Annotated in this window: 21 protein-coding genes, 1 tRNA gene and 1 pseudogene; 12 read left to right on the forward strand and 11 right to left on the reverse strand. The window is 64.9% G+C overall.

Annotated features, from left to right (window positions below; genetic code table 11):
- Window positions 1-268: 268 nt before the first annotated feature.
- Window positions 269-1,600, reverse strand: a complete 1,332-nt coding sequence (locus BBD46_RS20320; RefSeq protein ID WP_071403475.1) for an ABC transporter permease — start codon at window positions 1,598-1,600, stop codon at window positions 269-271.
- Window positions 1,600-2,409: an ABC transporter ATP-binding protein gene (locus BBD46_RS20325; protein ID WP_071403476.1), complete on the reverse strand. Its 810-nt coding sequence runs from the start codon at window positions 2,407-2,409 to the stop codon at window positions 1,600-1,602. Before BBD46_RS20325 ends, BBD46_RS20320 begins: the two co-directional genes overlap by 1 nt.
- Before the next feature lie 125 nt (window positions 2,410-2,534).
- On the opposite strand from BBD46_RS20325, the gene BBD46_RS20330 reads away from it, so the two are divergent.
- Together BBD46_RS20330 and rpiA are read left to right on the forward strand one after the other, a co-directional pair.
- The gene (locus BBD46_RS20330; RefSeq protein WP_071403653.1) at window positions 2,535-3,320 is read left to right on the forward strand and encodes a S26 family signal peptidase; all 786 of its coding nucleotides are present in this window, start codon (window positions 2,535-2,537) and stop codon (window positions 3,318-3,320) included.
- An 88-nt stretch (window positions 3,321-3,408) separates the two neighbouring features.
- On the forward strand, window positions 3,409-4,161 hold the full coding sequence (gene rpiA / locus BBD46_RS20335; protein ID WP_071403477.1) for a ribose-5-phosphate isomerase RpiA: 753 nt from the start codon (window positions 3,409-3,411) through the stop codon (window positions 4,159-4,161).
- A gap of 20 nt (window positions 4,162-4,181) precedes the next feature.
- On the opposite strand, the gene BBD46_RS20340 is transcribed toward rpiA, so the two are convergent.
- Window positions 4,182-4,607 (reverse strand): hypothetical protein, encoded by a 426-nt coding sequence (locus tag BBD46_RS20340; protein WP_071403478.1) that lies wholly within the window; start codon window positions 4,605-4,607, stop codon window positions 4,182-4,184.
- A 140-nt stretch (window positions 4,608-4,747) separates the two neighbouring features.
- On the opposite strand from BBD46_RS20340, the gene fni reads away from it, so the two are divergent.
- On the forward strand, window positions 4,748-5,815 hold the full coding sequence (fni, locus tag BBD46_RS20345; RefSeq protein ID WP_071403479.1) for a type 2 isopentenyl-diphosphate Delta-isomerase: 1,068 nt from the start codon (window positions 4,748-4,750) through the stop codon (window positions 5,813-5,815).
- Window positions 5,816-6,068: 253 nt separating this feature from the next.
- Here fni and BBD46_RS20350 read toward each other — a convergent pair whose 3' ends face one another.
- Complete coding sequence (locus BBD46_RS20350; RefSeq protein ID WP_004267503.1) at window positions 6,069-6,236, reverse strand: DUF1931 family protein; 168 nt, start codon at window positions 6,234-6,236, stop codon at window positions 6,069-6,071.
- Window positions 6,237-6,494: 258 nt separating this feature from the next.
- Between BBD46_RS20350 and larB the strand changes: the two genes are divergently transcribed.
- The 4 genes from larB (at window position 6,495) to BBD46_RS20365 (ending at window position 8,583) form a co-directional block, all read left to right on the forward strand.
- Window positions 6,495-7,253 (forward strand): nickel pincer cofactor biosynthesis protein LarB, encoded by a 759-nt coding sequence (gene larB / locus BBD46_RS20355; RefSeq protein WP_071403480.1) that lies wholly within the window; start codon window positions 6,495-6,497, stop codon window positions 7,251-7,253.
- Window positions 7,254-7,373: 120 nt separating this feature from the next.
- Entirely contained in the window at window positions 7,374-7,523 is a 150-nt protein-coding gene (locus BBD46_RS23665; protein WP_012996607.1) for a DUF7563 family protein, read from the forward strand.
- 200 nt (window positions 7,524-7,723) lie between these two features.
- Window positions 7,724-8,146 (forward strand): hypothetical protein, encoded by a 423-nt coding sequence (locus tag BBD46_RS20360; protein WP_071403481.1) that lies wholly within the window; start codon window positions 7,724-7,726, stop codon window positions 8,144-8,146.
- Window positions 8,147-8,334: 188 nt separating this feature from the next.
- The gene (locus tag BBD46_RS20365) at window positions 8,335-8,583 is read left to right on the forward strand and encodes a GIY-YIG nuclease family protein (RefSeq protein WP_071403654.1); all 249 of its coding nucleotides are present in this window, start codon (window positions 8,335-8,337) and stop codon (window positions 8,581-8,583) included.
- Between the two features lie 152 nt (window positions 8,584-8,735).
- On the opposite strand, the gene BBD46_RS20370 is transcribed toward BBD46_RS20365, so the two are convergent.
- Window positions 8,736-9,335, reverse strand: a complete 600-nt coding sequence (locus tag BBD46_RS20370; RefSeq protein ID WP_071403482.1) for an NADPH-dependent FMN reductase — start codon at window positions 9,333-9,335, stop codon at window positions 8,736-8,738.
- 157 nt (window positions 9,336-9,492) lie between these two features.
- Here BBD46_RS20370 and BBD46_RS20375 point away from each other — a divergent pair, with 157 nt between their 5' ends.
- Both BBD46_RS20375 and BBD46_RS20380 read left to right on the forward strand, forming a co-directional pair.
- Window positions 9,493-10,998 (forward strand): phosphoglucomutase, encoded by a 1,506-nt coding sequence (locus BBD46_RS20375; protein WP_071403483.1) that lies wholly within the window; start codon window positions 9,493-9,495, stop codon window positions 10,996-10,998.
- Window positions 10,999-11,084: 86 nt separating this feature from the next.
- Window positions 11,085-11,495, forward strand: a complete 411-nt coding sequence (locus BBD46_RS20380; RefSeq protein ID WP_071403484.1) for a hypothetical protein — start codon at window positions 11,085-11,087, stop codon at window positions 11,493-11,495.
- A gap of 45 nt (window positions 11,496-11,540) precedes the next feature.
- Here BBD46_RS20380 and cysE read toward each other — a convergent pair whose 3' ends face one another.
- The 3 genes from cysE to BBD46_RS20395 form a co-directional block, all read right to left on the reverse strand.
- Entirely contained in the window at window positions 11,541-12,053 is a 513-nt protein-coding gene (gene cysE / locus BBD46_RS20385; protein ID WP_071403485.1) for a serine O-acetyltransferase, read from the reverse strand.
- A 305-nt stretch (window positions 12,054-12,358) separates the two neighbouring features.
- Window positions 12,359-13,027 (reverse strand): metallophosphoesterase family protein, encoded by a 669-nt coding sequence (locus BBD46_RS20390; protein ID WP_071403486.1) that lies wholly within the window; start codon window positions 13,025-13,027, stop codon window positions 12,359-12,361.
- A gap of 165 nt (window positions 13,028-13,192) precedes the next feature.
- Entirely contained in the window at window positions 13,193-13,789 is a 597-nt protein-coding gene (locus BBD46_RS20395; protein WP_071403487.1) for an IMP cyclohydrolase, read from the reverse strand.
- Window positions 13,790-13,907: 118 nt separating this feature from the next.
- On the opposite strand from BBD46_RS20395, the pseudogene BBD46_RS20400 reads away from it, so the two are divergent.
- The 3 genes and pseudogenes from BBD46_RS20400 to BBD46_RS20410 all read left to right on the forward strand — a co-directional run.
- Window positions 13,908-14,161 (forward strand): annotated as a pseudogene (locus BBD46_RS20400) (homing endonuclease associated repeat-containing protein); the annotation flags it as partial.
- Between the two features lie 100 nt (window positions 14,162-14,261).
- Window positions 14,262-14,334: transfer RNA gene (locus tag BBD46_RS20405), tRNA-Gln, on the forward strand.
- A gap of 163 nt (window positions 14,335-14,497) precedes the next feature.
- Complete coding sequence (locus BBD46_RS20410) at window positions 14,498-15,232, forward strand: rhodanese-like domain-containing protein (RefSeq protein ID WP_071403489.1); 735 nt, start codon at window positions 14,498-14,500, stop codon at window positions 15,230-15,232.
- A gap of 27 nt (window positions 15,233-15,259) precedes the next feature.
- On the opposite strand, the gene BBD46_RS20415 is transcribed toward BBD46_RS20410, so the two are convergent.
- The 3 genes from BBD46_RS20415 to BBD46_RS20425 form a co-directional block, all read right to left on the reverse strand.
- On the reverse strand, window positions 15,260-16,663 hold the full coding sequence (locus BBD46_RS20415) for an NADH-dependent flavin oxidoreductase (RefSeq protein WP_071403490.1): 1,404 nt from the start codon (window positions 16,661-16,663) through the stop codon (window positions 15,260-15,262).
- A gap of 121 nt (window positions 16,664-16,784) precedes the next feature.
- The gene (gene cgi121 / locus BBD46_RS20420; protein ID WP_071403491.1) at window positions 16,785-17,312 is read right to left on the reverse strand and encodes a KEOPS complex subunit Cgi121; all 528 of its coding nucleotides are present in this window, start codon (window positions 17,310-17,312) and stop codon (window positions 16,785-16,787) included.
- Window positions 17,312-19,729 (reverse strand): ATP-dependent DNA helicase, encoded by a 2,418-nt coding sequence (locus BBD46_RS20425; protein ID WP_071403492.1) that lies wholly within the window; start codon window positions 19,727-19,729, stop codon window positions 17,312-17,314. The genes cgi121 and BBD46_RS20425 overlap by 1 nt, the downstream gene beginning before the upstream one ends.
- Window positions 19,730-19,809 lie beyond the last annotated feature (80 nt).

Here is a 19,809-nt window from a genome sequence, read left to right on the forward strand (position 1 = left end):
ACCCAGACGAGCCGGGTCAAACAGTCAAACAGTGCTACGGTGTCAGGAACCGATTCGGGATCCGTCTCGATCAGACAATCGAACCGCAGTAAGCAGTTCCCAGGTGGTAACTGTAAGTCGACCTCGTCGACGACGGTGAACGGCGTGACCGAGAAGACGACGAGCACCGACTGCAAGACCAACCAGGAGAACACGTACCCGTAGTCGTACCGGCATCGGGACGTCCAGTGACACGTCGTCCGTACGACGGTCGCTTCTTTTTGCCACCTCACTCGTACCGGAGCGCGTCGATCGGATCCGTTCGAGCGGCTCGCCAGGCGGGATAGAGCCCCGAGAGAACGCCGACGAGAATTCCTACGGCGACCGCGAGCGCGACGTACTCGTAGGGATAGACGAGCGGAATATCGATGTACCACGCCCCGGCATAGCCCACGGCGAGTCCGAGTACCGTCCCGAGGATAGCACCGATAATTCCCAGCACTACCGCCTCCGTCAGGAACAGCCCCAGTACGTCCCGGTTCTGTGCACCAACGGCCTTCATAATCCCGATCTCACGGGTGCGCTCGGTGACGCTGACCAGCATGATGTTCGCGATGCCGATCGACCCGACGACGAGCGAGATAGCCGCGATGCCGACGATGAAGTTTTGCAGCAGGTCGAGTACGTCCTGTAGCTGCTGGAGCAACTCGGTACTCGTCTGCATGGTGATCTCGAGGTCGTCGCCGAGCAACTCACTCGCGTCGGAGTCGCCGCTCTCGAGTACGGCCAGTGCGCTGTCGCGAGCCTGATCGATATCTCCCTCGTCGGCGGAGGGTGCCTCGACGACGATTGCGAGGAATCTGGCGTCCTCGGCGGTTGCCGGTTCGTCGTTATCGTCGTCGGCTGGCTCTGCCTCGCCCGCTTCGTCTTCAGCTGCTTCGCCATCTTCAAATCCGGCACCGATCCCGTCTACCTCCTCCGTGTAGTACGGATCCGTCGGCACGTACACCCGCGGCGACGGCTCGAATCCTTCGAACGGACTCAGTCCCTCCGAACTGTCGGTGATGCCGACGACGGTCACCGAGGTTTGCTCGCCGCCCTGCCTGACGATGGTCAACTCGTCGCCGACGGAGACGTTCTCCTCGAACTGGCCGGCCACCGCTGGGTTGATCACTGCCTCGCGTTCGCCCATCTCGAACTGCCGGCCCTCGTCGATCGTTGCCGGTCTGATGTACGGCGGCCCCGCCGCTATCAACGCATCGCTCTGTGGCGTGAGCTCACCGTCGTAGGCCAGCGCCTGCGTCGAAATCGGCATATAGCCATAAGCCGCGTCGACGTCCTCGAGTTCGTCGACCCGCTCGAGATCGTCCTGCGTGAACACCGGCTGTGCACCCGCGAGCGGCCCACCTTCTGTGTCCGGATCGGCGGCCCACCCGTAGAGATTCCGCTGATCGTCCGGGCTGATGTCACCGAGCAAGCCAGCCTGCAGGCTCGCACCCAGCGTGACGAACGCGATCACCGCCGCGATACCGATGATAATCCCCAGCGTCGTCAGCGCCGAGCGCAACCGGTGGCTCCCGATCGAGCGCCAGGCAAGTCGGCCGAACTCGAGTGGTCGCATCAGCCGTTTGCTCCGCTTGCGGGTCCTGTGCGCTCGTCGTGATCGGGGTCGTGGTCGTGGCCGTGGTCACGATCGTGACCAGTAGTCTGTCCAGCGCTCGACCGCGGACTCGTCTCACTGCCATCGAGCTCTTCGATCCGCTCGATCTGCCCGTCCAGCAGGTGGACGATCCGCTCTGCGCGCGAGGCGACGTGACGCTCGTGGGTCACGACGAGCATGGTGGTGCCGGCGTCGTGGAATTCGTCGAAGAGGTCGAGCACGTCGGCCTCGGTTTCGGTGTCGAGATTCCCCGAGGGTTCGTCTGCCAGCACGATCGTCGGATCGTTCACTAGCGCACGAGCGAGCGCGACGCGCTGGCGTTGGCCGCCGGAGAGTTCGTTCGGCATGTGATCCATTCGGTCGCCGAGCCCGACGCGCTCGAGTAACTCGCGTGCGCGATCGTTTCGCTCGCCGCGGCTGATCCCCTGAAAGAGCTGTGGCAGGGCGACGTTCTCGAGTGCGGTGAGCCGCGGCATCAGGTTGAACGTCTGGAAGACGAAGCCGACCGTCGTCCCGCGGAGGGTGGTCCGCTCGCGGTCGTCGAGGTCGCCGACGTCCTGCCCGCCGACGACGACGGTGCCGTCGGTGGGGGTGTCGAGACAGCCGACGAGATTCATCAGCGTCGACTTGCCGGAGCCGCTGGGTCCCATGATCGCAGTGTAAGAGCCCTCCGGAATCTCGAGGTCGACACCGTCGAGCGCGTGGACGGGTTCGGCCAGCTGGTAGGTTTTACGAACGTGTTTGAGGCTGACTGCAGTCCCCGTCGCCATGGGATGTCCGACCACGGTGGGTGTGAAAAAGGTTCGCGGCGGTTGCAGCGCCCCAGGACGCATGTTCCACTGATGGTGTTGAAAATACAAAACGTTGACTTGCCGTGGTCTCGGAGAGTGCCTCGATGAGCGACCGTCCCCGCTCCGACTCGCCCTCCGATTCCCTCTCCCGTTCGGCAGCCGACACCGACGAGTCGTCGGCTGCTCCCGACTCCGACCCCACCGACGGACTCGGCCGCTGGCTCCTCCGCTCGGACGACGCCCGCGCCGTCGCGTGTAGAGACATCGCGAGCGTCGTCGCCGTCGTCGGACTGGCCGGCCTGCTGCTCGTCGCGTTTAGCGGCGTCTGGCCGCCGCTGGCCGCAGTCGAGAGCGGGAGTATGGAGCCGAACGTTGCCACCGGTGACCTCGTTTTCGTCACCGACAGTGACCGGTTCGTCGGTAGCGAGGCCGTCGGCGAGACCGGCGTCGTCACTCGCGAAGCCGCACTGAGCGGTGATGGCACTCACCTCCGGTTCGGCGAACCCGGCGACGTCATCGTCTTTGCGCCCGACGGCGACCCGAGCGCCACGCCAGTCATCCACCGCGCACACTTCTGGGTCGAGGAGGGCGAAAACTGGGTCGAGACGACGGCAGACGCCGACGCGCTCGGCGACAGAACGTGTGCGGCGCTGCACTCGTGTCCGGCACCCCACGACGGCTTCGTCACGAAGGGCGATGCGAACAGCCTGTACGACCAGGTCGGCGGCCAGTACGCGGAGACGACCGTCGTCAAGTCCGACTGGGTCACCAGCAAGTCCGTCGTCCGACTCCCGTGGCTCGGCCAGGTTCGCGTCGTACTCGAGTCCCTGTTCGCGGTGACGACCCCGCCGCCGCTCGCTGGCTCCCAGTTCGTGGCGGCGTTTGGGTAGTATAAAACCAGTCTGGGGCTGATCGTGAGTTGTCTGCTCCGCTTCGGTCGCACTTCTCGCACGGCCAACGCGACCAGCGCGACACGAGATGTACAACGTTTTTCTCCTCGCCGCTCGCCTGACGAACCAGACCATGAAGACCGAGGGCGGGAGCGACACGGCGAAGCGACACGCAGGCGAGCGCGCGGCCGACGCCGTCGAGGACGGCACCGTCGTCGGCCTCGGCACCGGCTCGACGGCCGCCTACGCGATCGAAGCCATCGGACAGGCCGTCGCCGACGGCCTCGACGTTCGGGCCATCCCCACGTCGTTCCAGTCGCGCCAGTTGGCACTCGAGTACGACATTCCACTGACGACCCTCGATGCGGTCGACGGCGTGGATCTCGCGATCGACGGCGCGGATCAGGTGGTCGACGATCCCGAGTCGGCCGCACACGGCGCGCTCATCAAAGGCGGCGGCGGTGCACACGCGCGCGAAAAACTTGTCGACGCGGCCGCAGACCGCTTTTTGGTCGTCGCCGATCCGTCGAAGCTCACTGCCGAACTCGATCGCTCGGTTCCACTCGAAGTGCTACCAGACGCTCACACCGTCGTCGCCGAGCGCGTTCGCGAACTGGACGGTGAGCCAACGCTTCGCGACGCCGAGCACAAGGACGGCCCGGTCGTCACCGACAACGGAAATCTGCTTTTCGACTGCGAGTTCGGTTCGATCGAGGAACCAGACGCGCTCGCGACCACACTCGCTTCGATTCCAGGCGTCGTCGAACACGGCCTGTTCGTCGGACTGGCCGACGAGACGTACGTCGGCACGGCCGACGGTGTGGACGTTCGGACGTACTGATCTGAGCGGTCTTTTGCTGCTCAGATGGTGTCTTCGCCCTCCTGTTTCTCAGTAGCCGCTGGCGCATCCGCCCGCCCAGTAGCCAGCGCAGCCACCAGATAGACCACACCCAGTGCGCGCGTGAGCGGCCCCACCCACGGCTTCACCTCGAGATCGTCCGGATTTTCGTAGGTCACTCTGAGACCGAACTCGAGTGCCGACCGTGGCGCGAGCGCCATCGCGAGGCCGAGGCCGGCCAGCAGCGGGCGAGCGAGTGCGGGCGGACCGCGTTTGCGGACGGCGGCCCAGGTGAACACGAGCGCCTCGAGCCGAGCCATCGGGATCGTCCACCGTCTGAGCCGTCCCTCACCGGGGTTTTCGAAGGCGATTCGCTCTGCGGCGCGGACGATGCGCCGCGGTGCAGCGAACTCGAGGATGCCGATCCCGGTCAGGATATGTCGGAGCATAGGCGGGATTCGACGGGGAACGCCAAAAGCGTGTGTCCGATCTGAGATGCTGAGAAGTCGGGAGGAGAACCCGCACCTGCGCACTGAGAATGGACACCTTTTCAATACCGACTCCCCCACCTTCGGATGGAGACGATTCGATGCCCGAAACATCCGACAGGAAAGACGACCACATCCGCATCATCGAGGAGGAAGACGTCGAGACGGCAGGCACCGGCTTTGCCGACATCGACCTCGTCCACGAGGCACTGCCGGAGATTCACCGCGACGAAATCGATACCACGATCGAGCTGTTCGGGCACGAGTTAGCGGCCCCGATCGTCATCGAGAGCATGACCGGCGGCCACCCAAACACGACGAAGATCAACCGCGCACTCGCCGAAGCCGCCCAGGAGACCAACATCGCCATGGGTGTCGGCAGCCAGCGCGCCGGCCTCGAACTCGACGACGAAGACCTGATCGAGTCCTACACCGTCGTCCGCGACGTCGCCCCCGACGCCTTTCTCTACGGCAACGTCGGCGCGGCACAGCTACTCGAGTACGATGTCGAGGACGTCGAGGCGGCCGTCGACATGATCGACGCCGACGCGATGGCGATCCACCTCAACTTCTTGCAGGAAGCCGTCCAGCCGGAGGGTGACGTCGACGCCCGAGGCTGTCTCGCCGAAATCGGCCACGTCGCGAGCGACCTCTCCGTGCCGGTCGTCGTCAAGGAGACGGGCAACGGTATCTCGCGCAAGACCGCGAGTCGCCTCACCGACGCCGGTGTCGACGCAATCGACGTGGCTGGCCAGGGCGGCACCACGTGGTCCGGCATCGAATCCTATCGCGCCGCCGCCGTCGGCGCGTCCCGTCAGGAGAAGATCGGCCAACTGTTCCGCGCCTGGGGCGTCCCGACTGCAGTGAGTACACTCGAATCCGCGTCGATGCACGACTGCGTGATCGCGAGCGGTGGCGTCCGCTCGGGACTCGACATCGCGAAGGCGATCGCCCTCGGCGCTCGGGCGGGTGGCCTCGCCAAGCCGTTCCTCGGCCCGGCAGGCCGGGGAACCGACGCAGTCGTCGATCTGATCGAACAGCTCGAACTCGAGTTGCGGACGGCGATGTTCGTCACGGGGTCGGCCTCCGTCGCCGACTTGCAGGAGGCAGACTACGTCGTTGGCGGCCGAACGAAGCAGTATCTCGACGAGCGCCAGCGTCGCCGGTAAGCGCTGACTCCTTTCCTTTCCTCCCCTCTCGCGTTGTTCTCTTGCTGGTTACTGACGGCCGTTTTCGGAACGTGAGCGTTCAGTTGGAACTGGTGCAGTGCCCAGTGTCAATGCTAGTGCCGCTATTCGTTCTCGTGTCAATGGCCATCAGTCGACAGAAGTCAGCGACTGTTACTGACAGCGATTCCAATACCGATAGCAATAGCTGTCGCTCACCAGTGTAACGTACGAAAGAATTGTGGTAAACGCTACCTTACAGGTCGCGCGGCTGGACCGTCTTTCGGTCGTTTGCCTCTGCGCGACGGGCAGCGTCTTCGAGGAGTTCGTCGACTTCCTCGTCGAGTGCGTCGTAGAAGTCCGAGGCGACGTTCTTGTCATCGAGCGCTTCCTTCACAGCAGCTTTGACGATAAGGTCTGCCATACGATGTAGCGATTTCCCTTTCCACCATATAAATGCTTTGGTTATTTACGGAAATACCGGGCCGTCAGGGGTTGCGACGCCCATTTCGGGGGGTCGACCCACCGGAAAGTATATGACTTATGAGTCACGCGAACGGTCTTTCACCCGTTCGAGCGCGTCGATTCTGCTCGCGCGCGCCGCTGGGTCCTCTCGCGCGCGGTTTCGACACCTCCCTCGTCGGTCCGACGGATTCGAGTATCGCGGTCCCCCATCGAACGTATGCGCGAACTCCTCGACGCCGTCGCCGACGGCACCCTCTCTCCCGAACAGGCCGAGGCCGAACTCAACGGCTACGTCACCGGCGAGGCCGGTCGCTTCGACGCAGCCAGACAGTCACGACGGGGCATTCCCGAGGCGATCCTCGCCGAGGGCAAGTCCGACGCACAGGTCGTCGCGCTCGCAGAGACCGCACTCGAGACGACCGATCGAGCGCTGCTCACTCGGATCAGTGACGACCAGATCGACGCGCTCCGAACGGCACTGGCCGAGTCTGCACCCGACGCGACGATCGAGCGCCGCGGTTCGACCGTCCGCGTGCTTGGGCCCGACTTCGACCAGCCGACACTCGAGGCGACCGTCGGTATCGTGACGGCCGGTACGGTCGACAAGCCAGTCGCCGACGAGGCCGAAATCGTCTGCGCCGACGCCGGCGCAACGATCGACCGGGTGGACGACGTTGGCGTTGCGGCCCTCGCGCGGACGCTCGACCAGGTCGAGCGCTTTCGCGACGCGGATGTCTTGATCGTCGCCGCAGGACGGGAGGGCGCGTTGCCGACCGTCATCGCCGGCCTCGTCGATACGCCGGTCATCGCGGTTCCCGTCTCGAGTGGCTACGGCCACGGCGGCGACGGTGAGGCTGCCCTGGCGGGCCTGCTCCAGTCCTGTACGGTGCTCTCGGTCGTCAACATCGACGCTGGTTTCGTCGCCGGCGCACAAGCTACCCTGATTTCGCGCGCGATCCATGGGGCTCAAGACTAATACTGTTGTTCGTATCAAAAGATAATCTCAGTAGTGACAAACTGCATAACTCGTTCTAGGAAGGATTTTTATTTCTTCCACGAATAGTACTGGGTGCCGGCAAACTCGCCGGTGTAACCCATGCCCAAGTGTGACCACTGCGACGCGCACGTTTCCGAACGGTTCGCGCGTGTCTTCGCCGACGCACACGGCGAAATCCGCGCGTGCATTAGCTGCTCGGCCAATGCAGGGATCGCTGAAGCCTCACGTGAGCGTGCCCGTCAATTATAGCACAAACTGACCCGACCCGCTACGAACTGTACACCCCAACTGACAACCCCGTACCCGGACGAGGCCTTTTTGTCGCGTGTTGTCATCTCCTGTGGGGTATTTGCCCAGCGTTCCCGACCCCATCGTTCTCGGCCCTATCGTTGACCTCGCTACTCACGTCACAGAAATGTTTATTCACCGACTGGACGAACCCTCTCGAAATGAGGCAGACAGTCGACCCCGACTTCGAGTTCGACCGCGGACCCGTGCTCTGGGGCGCGATTGCAGTCGTGATCTTGGGGTTCACCGTGAACTTTCTCCTGAATCGACCGCTATGGCTCGTTCTGGTCGCACTGGTCGGCGGTGGCGTTGCGGCCGCCCGAAGTGACTTCTACGAGGTCCCGGCCAACAACGGTGCCGTCGCAGCGGTCCTCGGGACGCTCGCGCTGATTCCGTTTCTGGCGTTCGCACGCGTCTCCTGGCTGTTCGGAATCGAGGGCAGCGGTGATACGCTGTTTCTCTCGGCCGTTCTCGGTCTCGCCTGGGTCGCCATCGTCCTCATCGTGCTCGCACCGCTCGGGTACGTCGGCGGGATGCTCGTCGATATGATCCGTCGCCGGGTCGGCGGACCGATCGGGTACTGATCACGACGTGGTCGGTCCACTCCGGTCACCGCTTATCCTCCGTCGCTCCCCGCTCAATTCGATAGCATCCTTTTTCGGCCCCGTTTCCGTACATCCGTCCGATGTCGGAGTCAGACGCCGCGGGCGACCCGTCCGATGACGGCAAGCCGGATAGCAACGGCACCAAATCCGAACCCGAACCCGAACCCATCGACGGCCGCCACGTCGTCTACGTACTCGAGTGCACCGACGGCTCGCTTTACACCGGCTACACGACCGACCTCGAGCGACGCGTGGCCGAACACAACGCGGGTGAGGGCGCGAAGTACACCCGCGGCCGGACACCGGTCGAGGTTCGCTATCACGAGCGCTACGAGACGCGCTCGGCGGCGATGTCACGGGAGTACGAAATCAAACAGCTAACGCGGGCTCAAAAGGAGCGGCTGGTCGGATTATAGTACAACTGCAACTATTCACACACTGATCGCCGAACTGTCTGGCGATCAGGTGTGCAGTGACTTGCAGTGGCTACTATAGCGTAAGCGAGTACGGTGGCTTGATTCGATCAGTCCGGTTCGTGCCCGCCTGAGACGGTTCGGTACTCGAGTCCCTACTCGGTTGACTCACTGCGTGGCGAGCTAACGTCCGGTTCGATGAACGCGTACTCGGTGAGCATTCGGCCGAGCTTTTCGACGCGTTCCTGGAGTTTCGGCTCCTCGAACTGGCGGCCGTCGATCGCCTCCGGTTTGTCGCCCTCGACGAATCGACTCGAGGCGTTTCGAATGCCGACTTGGTGTGGCAGAACCCAGCCGTGGACGCCTCGCACCGTGATCCGCAGATGGTCGAGCGTCGAGCCGTAGCTACCGCCGCCGGCGGTCGCGAGCAGGCCGACGGTAGTGTCCTCGTACTCGTCCCAGCCGCAGTAGTCGTGAAAGTTCTTCAGCGTGCCCGAGTACGAGCCGTGGTAGACCGGCGTTCCGAGGGCGACGGCGTCTGCCTCTCGCACGAGGGCTTTCACCTCCTGTTCGTCGCCCTGTTCGTCGGCGTCGGGGTCGTAAAGCGGCAGGTCGTACTCGCGGAGGTCGAGCAGCGTCGTCTCGGCGCCGGCCTCGGCGGCCGCTCGCAGGGCGTACTGCAGCGCGGTTCGCGTGTAACTCTCGTCGCGGAGGCTCCCGCTCACCGCGAGGACCGTTGGGGTGGGGCGGCTCATTGGTCGACCTAATGTGAACTGGCCCAATGTGCGTGTCGCTTCGATGCGCGTGCGGCCCTCGTTTGGAACCTGCGCACGGATGGTCTCTCCCACTCCACCGTCTCGACCAGTGGACTGCAGCGTCGCTTTTTTCGCACCCGGCGGTGAGTCCACGCCTATGGACGCCATCACGTTCGGCACCGACGGCTGGCGAGCGACACTCGAGACGTTCACGACGCCGCGCGTCCGCATGGTCGGCCAGGGGGTCGCGACGTATCTCGCCGACGAGGGTCGAGACGCCCCCGTCGTGGTTGGCTACGACGCCCGCGAGAGCTCCCGCGGATTTGCTGAAGAACTCGCCAGAGTGCTGTGTGCGAACGGTTTCGACGTGTTGCTCCCCGAGCGCGACTGCCCGACGCCGCTCGTCGCCCACGCGATCGTCGAGCGCGATCTCGCCGGCGGCCTCGCGATTACGGCCTCGCACAATCCGCCGGAGTACAACGGCGTGAAGTTCATTCCACACACCGGCGCGCCGGCGCTTCCAGAAGTCACGGACGCGATCGCCGACCATCTTGCAGAACCGGACCCGCTCCCCGAGTCCGAGCATGGCACCGTTCGGAAGGTCGACCTCGAGACGCCACACGCCGACGCGGTGTTCGATCTCGTTGCGTCAATCACTGCGGGCGATGTCAGTGAGGCCGGCGACAGCGAGGATGACGACGGTGATGCCGGTGACAGCGATACCAGTGACAGCAATGGCAATGACAGCGACACCGACGAGACAATCATTAAACCGGACTTCACCGTCGCCTACGACGCCATGCACGGCAGCGGCCGCGGCGTCACGGACGCCGCCCTCGAGCGCGCCGGCCTCTCCGTCGAGCGCCTGCGCTGTGAGCGCGACCCCGACTTCGGCGGCGGCGCACCCGAGCCCGCCGCCGAGTACCTCACCGAACTGATCGACCGCGTCACCGACCCCGACAGCGCGCCCGTCCTCGGTCTCGCAAACGACGGCGACGCCGACCGCCTCGCCGTCGTCACACCCGCCCGCGGCTACCTCGACGAAAACCTCTTTTTCGCCGCGCTGTACGACTTCCTTCTCGAGTCCGACGCTGGCTCGGCAGTCCGCTCGGTCTCGACGACGTACCTCATCGACCGCGTCGCCGAGGCACACGATGAGGCTGTCCACGAGGTCCCGGTCGGCTTCAAATGGGTCGCCCAGGCGATGGCCGACCACGACGCCCTCATCGGCGGCGAGGAGTCCGGCGGCTTCACCGTCCGCGGGCACGTCCGCGAGAAGGACGGCGTCCTCGTGGCGCTGCTCGCGGCCGCCATGCACGCCGCGGAACCGATCGACGACCGGGTGGATCGACTGCTCGACGCCCACGGCACCGTCGTGCAGGACAAGACCAGCGTCGACTGCTCCGACGAGGAGAAGGCGCGCGTGCTCGGTGCACTCGAGTCCGAAATTCCCGAGACCGTCGCCGGCACGACGGTCGCAGACGTGAACACCGCGGACGGGTTCAAGTTGCTACTCGAGAACGGCTCGTGGCTGCTCGTTCGACCGAGCGGGACGGAGCCCGTGTTGCGTGTTTATGCAGAAGCGAAGACGGACGACCGCGTGGCGACACTGCTCGATGCCGGCGAGTCGTTGGTCGAGCCGCTCGTCGAGTCACACGGCTGAGTGGGTAGTCTGCTGACCAGTCAGTCGCCGGGCTGGTTGCGTGTTCCGGGCTTGCACTTACCGGCCTCGTCGTCGATGAGTCGGACATGGACAGTCGACGCGAGGATGCCGCCTACACCGAGCTGGATCCCGACACCTGGCACCAGAACGACGAGGGGAATTACTACATCGACTGCCCCGAGTGCGGTTCGGCGGCGACGCTGATGAACGTAGTCCAGCACGGCCGCTGTAATGGGTATCTCGACCAGCGAGAGGGAGAGACAAAACTCGACGAGGAGGCGATGGGTTGTACGGCGAGGCTCTGGTTCGAACTCGGATACGTTTCGGATCCGGAGCCTGCGGACGAGACGACGGCCCCCGACGATGCAGCCGCTGGCGACGGCGAATCGGATGCTGACGACACAACGGAGACGAGCGTCGAGACAGACCAGGGTGTGCCGGCGGAAGGAGAACCCGCAGGTGCAGACGGAACGGTCGACGAGAGCCAGGAGAACTGATCTACCTCTCCGTCAGCCGCCGCACTCGTCAGTCGCACCTGCCCGTCAGTCGTCAATTCGCCGCGCCGGGACGCCGACCACGGTCGCACCGGCCTCGACGTCGTCGGTGACGACCGAACCCGCACCGACGGCCGCGTCCTCGCCGACCGTGATGTCACCGAGCAGCGTCGCGTTCGCGCCGATTTTCACACCGTCTTCGACCGTCGGATGTCGCTTGACCGGCTCGTTCGTGTCGCCGCCGAGCGTGACGCCGTGGTACATGTGTACGTCGTCGCCGATTTCGGCGGTCTCGCCGATGACGACACCCATTCCGTGATCGATCGTGACCCGCCGTCCGATCGTCGCGGCGGGGTGGATCTCGACGCCCGTCAGGAGCCGCACGAGGTGCGACAGGAGGCGGGCGAGCAGCCGAAAGCCGTTGTTCCAGAGCCGGTGGGTGACTCTGTGCCCCCAGACGGCGTGGACGCCGGGATAGGTGAGCGCAACCTCGAGACACCGGCGTGCGGCCGGATCCCGGTCGCACATCGCCCGGGTGTCCTCACGCAGTCGTCCGATCATTTCCCAGTTGCCTCCGTACTGGTGCCGAGACGGCTCGGACGCCTGCTCTGGTGGTCAATCACTACCGCTGTCTGCGTGTTCCACCGACAACACCGGCGCTCGGCGTGTCGCGGTCGGTTCCTGCCGGTACACGCGCGGTCGCCGGAGACAACCATACGCCACGATATATCGGTATCCCGCCTAAAAGGTTCGATTCGACTGCTCTTCGGGGCCGTGTACCGCTTCTCACAGTTGGTCCATTCACCGACACGGTATTCACTCACCCGCTCACTCTCTCCTCTGCCGTGCCGATACGCACTCCCTTCTCACTTCCCTCGCGCAAGTCGGCTCCCGATTCGCTCCGGCAGCTCTGCTTCCTCAACTGCCTCTTGCACCGCCGCGACGTCGTACTCGACGCGATGCGTCTCGACGGTCATCGCCGCGAGATCCACGACCGCGTAGCCCGCTCGCGGATCGCCGTCGCGAGGTTGGCCGACACTCCCCGGATTGACCACGATCCCCTCCGCGAAGCGTTCGGCCCCCTGTACGTGCGTGTGACCGAGCACCAGCACGTCCTCCTCGTCGAGCAACCGCGCCGAGAACTCCTCCGGATACGTGTACCGCGAGTACCGCTGTGGATCGTCGGGGTGCCCGTGGACCAGTTTGACGCGCCCGTCGCACTCGAGTCGCTCCGTCGGCAACCGCTCGAGCCATGCACACTGCCCTTCCGTCAGTTGGGAGCGGGCGTACTCGACGCCTGCCTGCGCCATCCCGTTGAACCGGAACGGCGTCTCGCCGGCGACGGCGGCGTCGTGGTTTCCGAGCACGGTTGGGACGTCTCGCTCGCGCAGTTCGTCGACGCAGTCCCCCGGCCAGGGGTTGTAGCCGACGACGTCGCCGGCACAGCAGAGTTCGTCGACCGGTGGCATGTCCGCGAGGACCGTCTCGAGGGCGACCCGATTCCCGTGGACGTCTGAGATGAGACCAACCTTCATGGCTGTCACTCAGTATTCACTGTCGCGAGACAGTTGTAGGTTGCTCACGCAGCCCACAATAGACAGCGTCGGGCAGCGCCGCTCATACGGTTTACTGTAAGTCATTTCCGGCGCAACCGCGATCCAGGCGGCATTTGCACCGGTAAATCGTTACAGCAATCCGTATCAGTCCCCGTTCTCGATCGCCGTCTCGAAGCCGTTCTCGGTTCGAACGACACCCGCCGCACACACTGCGTGTTCGTACTCGAGTGCGTAGCTCTCGCTGGCTGCTGCCGCAGCGCTCTCTGCGTCGAAGTCGATCGGCTCCGGTGCGTCCTTCTCGTAGGTCGCCACGAGCGTTGGCTCGTCGACGGTCTCGACCAGCAGCGCGTCCTTGCGGACGGTGCCGATCAGCGCCTCGCCATCGTCAGTAATCGTCGCCGCGATTCGCGGCGTGTCGTAGTTGTCCTTCTCGTAATCGAGCGCGAGCAGGCTCTCCGCGAGCGCGTCCCGCGCCGGGTAGCCCAACTCGAGTTTCTCTGCGATCGGATCGACGTGGGAGCCGTTGCCGAAGGCGACCGTCTCGCCGGTCGGCGTCTCGACGACGCGCAGGCAGTTGTAGGAGACGTACGGGTTGTCGGTGTCCGGCGCATCCTCGGTCGGGCCGACAGTCAGCGCCTCAGCATCGTCTCGCGCAGTAATCGCTCGGTTCGGGAACGACCGGGAGGAGACGCGATACGCACCACCCTCCGGGCCAACGACGACGAATCGTCCGACGTACATACTCGAGTGTGCTCGGGTCGGGAGAATAGTGGTGTCGGTTCCGTCCGTTACGGAGGTGTCGTCGGCTGTTCGGCAGACTGTCCCGCAGTTTATATACAAAGCCGAAGCCACACAGCGTGTGACGACGGAAGCAGCGTGCCTCGAGGCGCTGAAGCGGGCGGCCGAGGAGTTCGGCGAGTCTCCGACGAAAGCACAGTACGAGGAGCTCGGGTTGACGCCCGCCTTTGCAACGATCATTCGAACGTGTGGTGGCTGGAACGACGCGAAGGAACGGGCCGGACTCGAGACATCGTACTCGAGAGGATCTCGAGGTAATCCGAAGCCAGATGAGATTGAACTTCTCAAGGAACGTCCTGGGATGCACTCTCTGTGACTCACGCTGTCTCGCTCATCTGAGTTCGTAACACTCTAATACGAACCCCAACTACAGACTGGTACGACGTTGGTAACCGACACCGGCGGCGTCATGTCAAGTCCATTGGGGTAGCGGCCAATCCTGAAGCCTTCTGGGGGCTTCGACCCTGGTTCGAATCCAGGATGGACTACTTCTCACATTTCAACTCGAGTTCACTCGGAGTCTCTTCTCCGGGTCTCCAGTTGAAACGAAGGGGTCTGGTCAGGTATCTCACCCAGTGACGGCGAACCGACCTGTGAGTGATACTGGCGTCGACCCCAACGGCTATAATTCGTGGACGTGTTCCCTAAATTATGAAGAGACGAACGCTTCTCCGAGCGACTGGTGGCGCGGTTCTCGGTGGGTCGGTCGGTCTCGCCGGGTGTCTGGACCAGTTTTCGGATTCTGAGTCCGACAATACCGACTCTCACGACTTCCCGGCAGAATACGAAACCGAAACGTTCAACGGTCAGACCGTCCCGTTCGCGCCGCTCGAGGATGTCGTCGACTGGTGGGAGAACGACTCGGCCCGATTTGTCGACGCGCGGACCCAGGCGCAGTACGACGAGGCACACATCGAGGGTGCCGTCTTCAGCCCGTCACCGGACGGATTGGAGTCGGCCGACCCGGTCTCCGACTGGGACACCGACACGCGAATCGTCACCTACTGCGTCTGTCCGATCCTGCAGGCAGGCGAGCGAGCGGGGACGCTCATCGAGAACGGCTACACGGATGTCTACGGCCTCGCGGACGGATTCAACCCCTGGCGCGACAACGGCCACCCCATCGAGAGCAACGATGGCCAGGCGTCGCTGTCGACCTACGAAATCGAGGGCGAGACGGACCCCGCAGACGCTGGCGAGTACGCGCTCGCAGTCCACCCCGAGACCGGTCAGCGTGAAGCCAGTCGGATCGACGCGAACGGCGGGTACGAACTGTCGCTGCACTTCGTCGACGTCCCCGACTCGTCGCTCCTCGAGTTGCGAACGCCGAGCTACGAACTCGAAGGGACGATCGAGGAGTTCTCGTCGGCAACTGTTCGCGCCTGAGTCGGTGGGTCAGTCGTCGCGTCGTTACTATTCCGTTTCTGTTTCCTCACCGGTCGCGTACGCACCTGCACGCTCGAGTACCCCTCGCTTTCGGAGCACGCTGGGTGTGCGACAGATGCCGGGTGCGCCGGTAGCCTGCGGAACGGTGCAGTTGTTGCAGCTGTCACAGAGGGCTCGCGGTGCGATATCTTCGGCAACGTGGGTGGGACCTTCGTCCGTCTCGAGCAGTCGCGCGCCGAGTCGCGGTTCGGCGTAGAACGGCCGAGCCATGCCGACCATATCGCACGCGGGACCTGTGTTCGTCTCCGATTCGGCGGTACCGTTCCCTTCACTCGCGCCGAGCAATCGGTCCATCTCCGCACGCTCGCGGATCCCGCCTTCTGCGAGCACCGGGATCGACACCGCCTCGCGAACCCGACGACAGAACTCCTCGTTCCAGGCTGACTCGAACCCGTACTGCAGCGACTGGACCCAGTTTGCGAGCGAGACGAGCCGTCGTCGCGCCGGCCCGCCGAAAGCCGCGTCGTACGCCTCCTGTAAATTGTCGTTCGCCCACGCTCGCTCGGGGTACTCGCCGCGGATGATACTCATGTCCCAGACGACCGACGTCTGGACCGGCACCACGGCGTCGTAGCCGATCCGCTCGAGTCGGCGCGCAATTTCGACGCCGTCCGAGAGCGAGAGCTTTCGGCGGACGATCGGCGCAGGCGGCGCGGGTGTCTCCGCTGGCACCTTGGTTACGATTGGAACGTCGCCCGCCCGCTCGCGAATTTCGTCGTGGACCAGCGCGAGGAACGCGAGTCGGGCCTCGGGCGAGCCGCCGAACTCGTCGTCGCGACGGTTGTAGAACGGCGAGAGGAACTGCTGGATGATTCCCATGTTCGCCGCCGCGAGGTGGATGCCGTCGTAGCCTGCCTCGACAGCGGCTGCAGCTGCGCGGCCGAAATCCGCTGCGAGGTCGTACACCTCGTCAGTCGAGAGCACGTGCGGGGTGTACGAGAGAAACCCAAGTCGATCGAGCAGGCGAAGCTGCCACGGCGGCTGTGACACCACCAACTGCTCGAGATCGGGATGGTCGGCGCGATACTCGGCGTTCCAGGTCTCCATACTCCGCAGGCCGCCGTGCTCGAGTTGGATGAAGATTCGACCACCGTGGTCGTGGATCCGGTCGGTCAGCCGCGACAGCCGCGAGACGAACGCGGGGTCGTGCACGCGGGTCATACCGGGTGCGGCACAGCCGCCCTCGCCGCGGACGATGGTCGCACCCTGGAAAATGAGCCCCACTCCCGACGCTGCGGCCGGTTCGAGGTCGTCGATCAGCGCGTCGACTGCGTCGGGGCCGTTGCCCGCGCACTCGAGTAGCGGTGCGCGGTAGAGCCGGTTGGGGATCGTCACGCCGCCGATGGTGAGGGGGTCCTCGAGGGTGGCCATCTGTGAGCTGTGCTGTTGGCGGCGGTTCAACGGGGATGGATAAGAGTGTGCTGCCGGGGTGTCGGTTTTCGGGTTGCGCGTATCGGTTGGGGACAGTCTTCGTGTGCTAGTGCTACCAGTGCTACTTCTCGACTTCGAGCAACGCCACCCGCTCACGAACCAGTGCCTCGAGTGAGGCGTCCGTCGCAGCGCGTTCGGCGTCGGTGATGTCGAAAAACGACTGCAGGGTCTTCTCGTCGGTGTCGTCGAGTGTCGGTTCGGGTTCGACGAACGACTCGAGTTCGGTGATCGCTTCGCGGGCCGCTTCGAGGTCGCCGCGTTCGTTCTCCGTCGACCCAGCGTGGTCGATGAGGACGACGGCGTGAGTCTCGCCCTCGCTGACGCCCATATCGAGTGCCTGGTCGATCTGCCGTCGGCCCGCGGCGTAGAGCAGTATTTCGACTGCCCGGTCGCGAGCGACGTTCTTGCCGCGCTCGAGCGCGCGGTCGGCGAACTCGACGGCCCGCTGGAGGTGTTGCCCTCCAGCCACGTATCGTGCGTCGAAGGCCTGTATCGTCACGCCGTGGCGCTCGCCGATCTCGCCTACGTCGGTGACGAACGCATCGAGGTCCTCGACTGCGAGGCGGCACTCGAGTAGCTCCGGGGCCATTAGAAGTCACCCAGGCTGGATTGGTTGTCGTCGGCGTCCGCATCCGTCTCTTCTTCTGTGCCTGCGTTCGGACCGGCGCTTGCACTCCCGCTACTCGAGTCCGATGTCTCACCCGACCCGGAGCCATCTTCGACCGGAATCGGCTCGACGCCGTCCATCGACGGCTCCTCGCGGCCCGCGTTCTCGAGGATGTTCTCGGCCGTCTTCTCGCCCTTGAGGACGTGCAGGATGACGCCCTTGTCGGCGGTTCGGAGGGCTGCGGGCTCGTCGATGCCTGCCGCGTAGAGCCGCCGGGCGCGTTTGCGGCCAATACCGCTCACCGAGACGAGTTCGAGTAGCTCCTCGCCGACGCCGTGTTCGACGCGGGCGCGGGCCTCGCGGACCGCGACGGCCCACTCGCTGTCGATTTCGCTCGCGAGCGACTCTGCCGCACCGAGCAGCCACTCGGCGGTGTCGACCTTGCCGCGGAGGTCGCCGGGACCGATTTTGTACCGCTCGGTGATCTGCTCCTCGTCGTCCTCGGTCGCCCAGTCCTCGAGTAGCTTTCCTGTTTTGAGGGCGGCGAGCCAGTCTTCGAAGCGTTCTTCTTCGAACTCGCTGGGTGCGTCGCCGAGGAGTTCGCGCTCGCGTTCGTAGTAGAGTTCGCCGAACGTTTCGTCCTCGCCCGAGCGCAGGTAGAGTTCGTACATGTCTGGCGTGCGCGAGACGAGCTGGTAGAGCCCGAGGGCCGTCGGGCGCTCGTCGGCGTCCTCGAGCCCGTGGACGATTTCGGCGGCGCTCATCGGGTCGAGGTAGAGCCGCGAGACGGTGTGGCCGAGGCTGGTGGCCTCGAGGTCCTCTTCTTGACCGGTTGTGCCCCCGCTGTCACCGCCACCACCGCTATCGGCCAGGTCGGCCGCCGACGTGAACGCACTCGCCGCGTCGGCCTCGCTGTTGAGCGTGTCCTCGGGACCGCCGCTGCGTTCGATGAAATCGTTCCGTTCCAGGTAGCTCAACACGTCGTCGGTCACCCGCTCGAGCCGTCCCCCCTCGCTCGACTGACTCGCGTAGAGCGTGGCCTCGAGGAACTCGAGTAACCCCTCGCGTGTGCGGGCGAAGCCGGAAGCGATCGTAGCGAGCACGTGCGTCCGCAGCGCCGGCTCTGCGGCCAGCTTCGAGCGGACAGGTTCGGGGTCGGCCCAGACGTAGCGGTCGAACAGCTCCTGGCTCTCGTCGTGGCTCTTCGCGAGCAGGACGGCCTCGCCGTAGGGGTCGAGACCGGGGCGGCCGGCTCGGCCCATCATCTGGTGGACCTCGAGCACGTCGAGCGGTGCCATCCCACCTGCGCTCGGGTCGAAGCGCCGCCAGTCGCGGACGATCACGCGCCGGGCCGGCGTGTTGACTCCTGCGGCGAGCGTCGGCGTCGCGGAGATGACCTTCAGCAGGCGGTCACGGAAGGCGTCCTCGACCAGACTGCGCTGGGTACTCGAGAGCCCCGCGTGGTGGAACGCAGCGCCGCGCTCGACGCAGTCGGCGAGATCCTGACTCGTCTCGGTATCGCTGTCATCGCGGATCTCGGCGGCCAACTCTGCCAGGTCGTTTTGCTCCCCGTCAGTCAGTTCGCGGCTCGAGACCTGCCCGAGTCTGCGCGCCGCGGCCTCGGCGTTTCGTCTGGAGTTCACGAAGACGAGCGAGGAGCCGCCCTCTTGGAGGATGTCGCGGACGAGCGCGGCTTCCTGTTTTTCGCCGGCTTCGACGGGGACCTCTCGCGTCTCACCGTCGTCGAAATTGAGCGCGTTGCCGTAGTGGACGCCCATCTGGAGGTCGATCGGCCGCCAGTCGGTGTCGACCAGCTCGGCGTCGAGCCAGTCGGCGAGTTCGTCCGCGTTGCCGACGGTTGCGGAGAGTGCGACGACCTGCAGTTGCGGGTTGAGCCGCCGGAGTTTGGCGAGGGTGACCTCGAGCGTGGGCCCGCGGTTCCGGTCGTCGATCAGGTGCACCTCGTCGCTGACGACGCAGGTGAGATCCGAGAGCCAGTCCGCGCCGTTTCGGACGAGCGAGTCGACCTTCTCGCTGGTCGCGACGATAATGTCTTTCGTGGCGAGCCACTCGCTGGTCGACTCGTAGTTGCCGGTGGCGACGCCGGTCGTGACGCCGAACCCCTCGTAGGCGTCGAACTCGGCCTTCTTTTCGCTGGCCAGGGCTCGCAGCGGGACGATGTACAGCGCCTTCCCGCCGCGCTTTACGGCAGAGAGCATCGACAGCGCAGCGATCATGGTCTTGCCGCTGGCGGTGGGGACGGCCGCGACGAGGTTCTCGCCCTCGGTCGCGCCGGCCTCGACGGCTTCGGCCTGCGGCGGGTAGAGCTCCTCGATACCCTGCTCCTGGAAGTGCGAGCGGGCACCGGGCGGGAGCCCCGACAGCTCCTCGACGTTCATTACCCGTGATTGGCGCGTCTTTCGGTTTAAACTGTCGTCTCTGGTGCTCCAGTGTCTGAGAGACGGGCGGAAGAAACGAC

Origin of the sequence: Natrialba sp. SSL1 (genome assembly GCF_001861355.1) — an archaeon.
GTDB lineage: Archaea > Halobacteriota > Halobacteria > Halobacteriales > Natrialbaceae > Natrialba.